Origin of the sequence: Grimontia indica (assembly GCF_000333895.2) — a bacterium.
GTDB classification, from domain to species: domain Bacteria; phylum Pseudomonadota; class Gammaproteobacteria; order Enterobacterales; family Vibrionaceae; genus Enterovibrio; species Enterovibrio indicus.
In genome coordinates this window covers 65,431-71,705 of record NZ_ANFM02000046.1, presented here as the reverse complement: position 1 = coordinate 71,705, position 6,275 = coordinate 65,431, and the positions used below count along the sequence as shown (strand labels likewise).

Here is a 6,275-nt window from a genome sequence, read left to right as displayed (position 1 = left end):
TGGCGGAGAGATAGGGATTTGAACCCTAGATACGCTATTAACGTATGCCGGTTTTCAAGACCGGTGCTTTCAACCACTCAGCCATCTCTCCGTAAGTGCGGCGAATATTAGCGAGGTCTCGGAAGGCTGTAAACCCCCTTTTTGCATGTTTTAACTCAAATGCTCAAAAAGCCACCAGGAACTATGCTTTTTCTTGCTGCACATCAGAAAACCCAACATCTTAAAAATGGGAAATTAACCTTCAAAACGAATTTTAAACTTTCTCGCACCCTGGTTGTCAGTGACTGCTAGAATGCCCATTAACTAAAACAATTCGAATATGACGATGACAAGAAAACTGCTCACCTTCTTTCTTTGCTTTTTTGCCCTTTCACCCGCATTTGCTACCGAACAACCGGAAACCATCAGAGGCGCAGCCTGTTTAGTCTCAGATGGCCAAGGCCGTGTGCTAGTCACCCGGGATATTCTGAATAACCGAATTTCAATACCTGGCGGCTTTGTGGATAGCGACAACCCCGCTGATGCCGCGATCCGCGAGACACTCGAAGAGACGGGTATTGCGGTTGAAGTGGTCAAAGAGTTTGCACGGTTAGATAGAGCTGTTTTGTTTGATTGTCGCGCCCTATCCCCTATTGCTATCCATAATCAGGAAGATGGCAATGCTATGGTGGCCAGTTGGCAAGCAGAACATTTTGGCCGTGAGGTGAGAAATGTTGCCATGATGACGCCAAGCTCTGTAGACATTAAAGAAGTCCGATTCCCCAATCAGGTAATGATGATCCCAACCTGGCTGGAGACAGCCACCCCCAGTGAAACCGCGCATTTTGATGATTTCAGCCACATGAGTGCTGAATTCAATGTGTGGAATGCGTCGATTAACCAAGCGTTCCAAGACGCCATCAAAGCGATGCCTTCTATTTTTGGTGGACTGCTTACAGCGTCTTCGGCAATGGGAAGCGGCGTGTTGTTCTTCTTGCTTATCCCAATTGCAATGGCATCTGGCGGCGTAAAACGGTTTTCTCAATTGATGTTGACAACCGTCGCTATCACCTTGATTGTCAGCTTCGCAAAGCTGCATTTTGCTGTTCCCAGACCCTTTTATCTGTTCCCAGATCTTCAGCTTACAGGCGCTTCAGGCTTTGCTTTCCCGAGTGGCCATACAGCGACAGCCTTCGCAGTGTGGGGACTGGTTTATCTTTGGTTGAAACAAGCAGGTAAGGGATATCTCGCTATTTGGTTAATACCGTCGGTATTGGTGGCATTAAGCCGTGTTTATCTTGGTGTCCATTATGTCACCGACGTGCTGGCCGGAGCCGTGATTGGCACTTTGGTAGTGTCAATTGCACACGCTTTGACTCAACGCCAGAGCAAAGTTGTTTCGCCAGTATTGTGGGCACTGATTGGCGTTGTCACTCTTCCGCTTGCCGCCACCCAGATCCAGCCAACTTTCCTCTACTGTGCAGCTTTTTCGCTGACTTTCGCTGTGATGCTATTCCTGACCAAAAAGCGAACCCCGGCTATTGAAACACCTTTGGGTAAGAAGGGATTTATCTGGTCATTGGTCAGTGTCGCGGGAGTCGCCGGGCTGATTGGCGGCGTTGGGCAAGTGTCCAACTCAAGTATCGAAATTCTTGCTGCAACCACACTGGGGTTTGCCTTGTTGGCTGTGCTGTTATCTTGGTTGGTTCCGAAACTCAGCAGATAACTCGCCAACAGCCCGCCACAAAAAAGAGCGCCCTGAGGCGCTCTTTTCATTTAGAAGACCAAATTAGCCTTTCGCGATATCTGCCAGTTCTTTTTCCGCATCGTGGTCAATTTCCACATGCGTAATCACACCAGCGTTTGGATCGTTGAAGACTGACTCATCCAGCTTGCCTTCGCTCTTCGCAACGATACAGCTAACTGCCGCATCACCAGTAACGTTAACCGCGGTACGAACCATATCCAGCAGACGGTCAACACCCAGGATAAGGCCGATACCTTCCAGTGGCAGACCAACCTGTGCGAATACCATCGACAGCATGATCAGGCCAACACCCGGTACACCAGCAGTACCGATAGAAGCTAGTACAGCCATCAGAATCACAGTCAGGAAGCCACCTACACCCAGATCAATACCGTAGATGTTAGCGATAAATACCGTCGCGACACCCTGCATAATCGCCGTACCATCCATGTTGATGGTTGCACCAAACGGAACGGTGAAAGAACCGACAGAGTTCTTAACGCCCATACGCTCAGTCACGGTACGCAGCGTAACAGGAATGGTTGCGTTCGAGCTTGCAGTACTGAAAGCGAATACCTGCATGTTGCGGGCTTTCTTCATGAAAGTGACGATGTTCAGGCCTGAGAACACTTTCAGGATGGTTGGGATAACCACAAAGAGGTGAACCAGCAGGATACCAATCAGAACAACCACATAGCCAATCAACTCAACAAAGAGCCCCAAGCCGAGGTTGGCCATGGCTTTGGCGATCAAACAGAACACAGCGTAAGGTGCGATTTCCATGATGAGGGTAACCATCTTCATCATGATTTCGTTCAGCACTTCCACCAGCTCAACGACTTTCTTCGCTTCTTTACCCACCATCAAAATACACACACCCATCAGGATGGCGAAGAAGATGATTTGCAGCATCTCGCCTTCGGAAAGCGCATTCACTGGGTTGTTAGGGATGATGTCGATAAGCACTTGAGAAAGTGGCGGCGCTTCACGGCCCGAGAACGCAGTATCCGCCGCCATTTGCATGCCGGTACCGATACCGCTGATTGATGCGATGGTGATTGCTACAGCAATCGCAACAGCGGTCGTCAGAATATAAAGCGCGAAAGATTTCGAACCCACTCTGCCGAGCGTTTTAATGTCACCAATCCCGCATACCCCGCAAATCAGCGAGAAGAGTACCAGCGGGACAACCATCATTTTCAACGCGTTAACAAACATTTTGCCCACAACGTGGAACAAGCCGTTTGTGATGTAGGTGTCAACAAATCCACCTGCTGGGTTTAAACCCAGAATGTTAATAGCAAGTCCAAGAATAATACCGGCTACCAAACCGACAATAACCTTGGCGGTTAGGCTCATCTTGCCATCACCGTTTGATGCTGCGTCTACCATATTGCCTCCATGACTTTAGTTATGCAGTCGTGAAAACCCTTTCTTTTGTCTTGCTTACTGGCAATTGGCAAAATTTGCACGAGCTAATTATGCATAATTAGTCACAAAGAGAGATATTCCATTCACTCAATGAGAAAGTGGTTGAATTAGCTTAAAAATTAACCAGTAGCGAGCGACTTATTTCGGGTATCCTCACAACTGGCAATAGATATATCGTGAATTGAAATTCCGCTTTGTCTCGAATTTGAGTGATTTTGAAGTTTTTGTTAACGAGCCATTAACGAAATATACTGCATGGGAATAAAGACAGATAATTGGCGAGTCTTGCAGCAGGTTCTATCCTGCTGCGACTTCCTGGGAAAGGTTTAAGTGATTCTGTGCGGTCATGAAACTCACGTGGGCTTCAATTAAGGTTTTGGCTTCGCTTTGCCAGTACTCGCCGTCCTGACACTGGCAGTACTCAAGCAGTACCACGACTAAGGCATCCATCCGTTGCAGGCACCATTTCTTCACTTTCAAATCGTGCCCAATGTTGCTGCCCATTTCCTGCATCTTGCTGTAGGCGAATTGGAGGAAAGCGTAAGCGCCTTCGAAACTGTCCTGAGCATTAAGGTGATGATGGATGCGCATACACGCATCCAACCAGTAACCAATCGCCTGACTCTTAGACTCATCAATGTATGGAAGAAACAGTGACGGCGGCGCCTGCTTCACCATTTCTTCAAGACAGCAGATTTCATTGATGTTTTGATTACAGTACCAGTTTTGAACCTCACCCAACCAGACATCCACGGTCAGTTCATTGGACCGATTCATGCCGCCGACTCCCAATTGCGCACAAAGTGATTGTCCGAAACTTTCTGGATTTCAGGCTGCAGTTTCGCACTGAGAATACGAACCTCATCGGCGTTCTGGGAGTAGTTTTCGGTTTGATGGATAAGATCCGCAAATGGCAGATCCGGATCTGGCACGGCAGAAATCAGAAGCTTGGTGTAAGGGTGTTGTGGATTGGAGAGAATCTCCTGTGTATCGCCCCACTCTACGATTTGTCCGCGATACATCACCGCCGTTTCTTCCGCAATGTAGTGCGCTGTGGCTAGGTCATGAGTGATGTAGAGAAAACCAATTCCCATCTCTTTCTTCATGCGCTGCATGAGGTTCAACACGCCCAAACGGATTGAAACATCCAGCATTGAGGTTGGTTCATCCGCCAGAATCACTTCTGCACCCACACCCAACGCTCTTGCCAGATTGATGCGCTGACGCTGACCACCACTAAGCTGGTGAGGAAACTTGGAGAGACAATCCGGATCCAGTTCGACCAGTTCCATCAGTTCGCGTTGGCGTTGTTTCACTTCCTCTTCGGTCGTGGCCTGGTTGTGGATTTTCAGCGGTCGAGCGATATGGTGATCGATAGTGTGAGCCGGATTGAGCGAACCAAACGGGTCTTGAAAGACCATCTGCACATTACTCCGGTATTCGCGCAGTGCTTTGCCCGAATTGATGCTATTGATGTTCTGCCCTTTAAACAGAATGTCTCCCGACGTAATACCATGCACCTTGGTGATAAGACGTGCCACGGTACTTTTTCCGCAACCGGATTCTCCGACCAACGCTAATGCGCGCCCTTTGTGAAGATCAAAGCTGATGCCGCGCAGTGCTTCAAAGGGTTCTTTTTTGGAGAAACCGCCGCCTGCAAGGAAGGTTTTTGAAACGTTCTTAACTTCAATGATTGGCTGGCTCATGCGGTTGCCCCCTCTTCAAACTTGGCTTTGCTGCCTTCACGGTCGTGAATATTCGGGAAAGAAGCCCAGAGCTTCTTGGTATATTCGTGCTGCGGGTTCTGTCGGATTTCTTTTGAGCTATTCACTTCCACTATTTCACCGTGGCGCATGATGGCAATGCGGTCGCTCAGTTGAGTCATCAAAGCCAGATCATGGGTAATGAAAAGCACAGAGAAGCCAAACTCTTCTTTGAGGGTGAAAATCTGCTGAAGGATTTCGCGTTGCACCACCACATCCAACGCCGTTGTGGGTTCATCCATGATGATAAGTTTCGGACTCAAGCTCAGTGCAATCGCAATCACCAAACGCTGACGCATGCCGCCACTGAACTGGTGCGGGTAGTCTCCCAACCTATCACGGGGAATATTCACCAAGTCCAACATCTTGTAAGCGCGATCAATTGCCTCAGCGCGCGTCCAACCTTTGTGGTGGCAAATCACATCCACGAATTGCTCTTCGACCGTGAGCACTGGGTTCAGGGAATTCATGGCACTTTGGAATACCATGGCGATCTCGCTCCAACGAACCGCTGCCAGCTCTTTTTTGGACAGCGTGCGTAGGTTTCTCGCTTCCAGCCAGATTTCGCCGCCGGAAATGTACGCAGGTGGCTTGTGCAGATTGTTCACCGAAAATGCGATGGTACTTTTTCCGCAGCCGGATTCCCCTGCCAAGCCGAAGACTTCACCTCGGCCAATATCAAAACTGACCGATTTCACCGCACGGAAATGACCATCATCCGTGATGTAGTCAACGCAAAGATCTCGAACCCTTAACAAAGGGTCACTATGAAAGGCGTGTTCACTTGCCATGTAGATTCACTCCCAAAACAATATTGAATGCAAATTATTATCATTTCTTTTTGCAGTAAAATAAGTTCTCAAAAAGAGTGAATTAGATCGCAGAGTATTGGGGAAGGATCGCAAGCGTCCTTTCAGGTACAATTCCCGCTCATTTCTCTAACCCGTGGTAAGCATGAGTCAATGTCCTGAGTGCGGAAACGCGCTTGAATGCACTGCTGAGTCTGGTCAATGCTGGTGCATGCAGTATCCCAATATTCTTCCTCCCGCAGCAGAGGACAACCTCTCGTGTCTGTGTAAAACCTGTCTGGCTAAACGCATTAACGAGAAGCTGAAAACCCTCTATCAGGAATACAGCACCAATGACTTGATTCGTCTGGCAAAGCCCTATCGCGAGCATAAAGAGTTAGTAGAAGGACTGGATTACACCATCGAACGTGGACTTTATGTATTCTCAGCTTGGTACCATTTACGCCGTGGCACCTGTTGTGGCAATGGCTGTCGCCACTGCCCATACGGCAAAGCAGAACCATCAGGCTACAACAACGTGGGCTAAATCACGGACTGATTGAAGTT

The 6,275-nt window shown here is 48.5% G+C and carries 6 protein-coding genes and 1 tRNA gene; 2 read left to right on the top strand and 5 right to left on the bottom strand.

Features of this window, described 5'->3' with window-relative positions:
• Window positions 1-91 (bottom strand) — tRNA-Ser (locus tag D515_RS21745).
• Between the two features lie 234 nt (window positions 92-325).
• Here D515_RS21745 and D515_RS21740 point away from each other — a divergent pair.
• Entirely contained in the window at window positions 326-1,705 is a 1,380-nt protein-coding gene (locus D515_RS21740) for a bifunctional NUDIX hydrolase/phosphatase PAP2 family protein (protein WP_039850484.1), read from the top strand.
• Window positions 1,706-1,768: 63 nt separating this feature from the next.
• Here the strand turns inward: D515_RS21740 and D515_RS21735 are convergent, their stop codons facing one another.
• From D515_RS21735 to D515_RS21720, 4 genes are all read right to left on the bottom strand, one after another.
• Entirely contained in the window at window positions 1,769-3,118 is a 1,350-nt protein-coding gene (locus D515_RS21735; RefSeq protein WP_002541690.1) for a dicarboxylate/amino acid:cation symporter, read from the bottom strand.
• A gap of 336 nt (window positions 3,119-3,454) precedes the next feature.
• Entirely contained in the window at window positions 3,455-3,934 is a 480-nt protein-coding gene (locus tag D515_RS21730) for a hypothetical protein (protein WP_039850483.1), read from the bottom strand.
• A complete protein-coding gene (locus D515_RS21725) occupies window positions 3,931-4,863 on the bottom strand; it encodes an ABC transporter ATP-binding protein (RefSeq protein WP_002541688.1) in 933 nt (310 codons plus the stop codon). The genes D515_RS21730 and D515_RS21725 overlap by 4 nt, the downstream gene beginning before the upstream one ends.
• Window positions 4,860-5,711: an ABC transporter ATP-binding protein gene (locus tag D515_RS21720; RefSeq protein WP_002541687.1), complete on the bottom strand. Its 852-nt coding sequence runs from the start codon at window positions 5,709-5,711 to the stop codon at window positions 4,860-4,862. Before D515_RS21720 ends, D515_RS21725 begins: the two co-directional genes overlap by 4 nt.
• Before the next feature lie 163 nt (window positions 5,712-5,874).
• Here D515_RS21720 and D515_RS21715 point away from each other — a divergent pair, with 163 nt between their 5' ends.
• A complete protein-coding gene (locus D515_RS21715) occupies window positions 5,875-6,255 on the top strand; it encodes a cysteine-rich CWC family protein (RefSeq protein WP_152442417.1) in 381 nt (126 codons plus the stop codon).
• Window positions 6,256-6,275 lie beyond the last annotated feature (20 nt).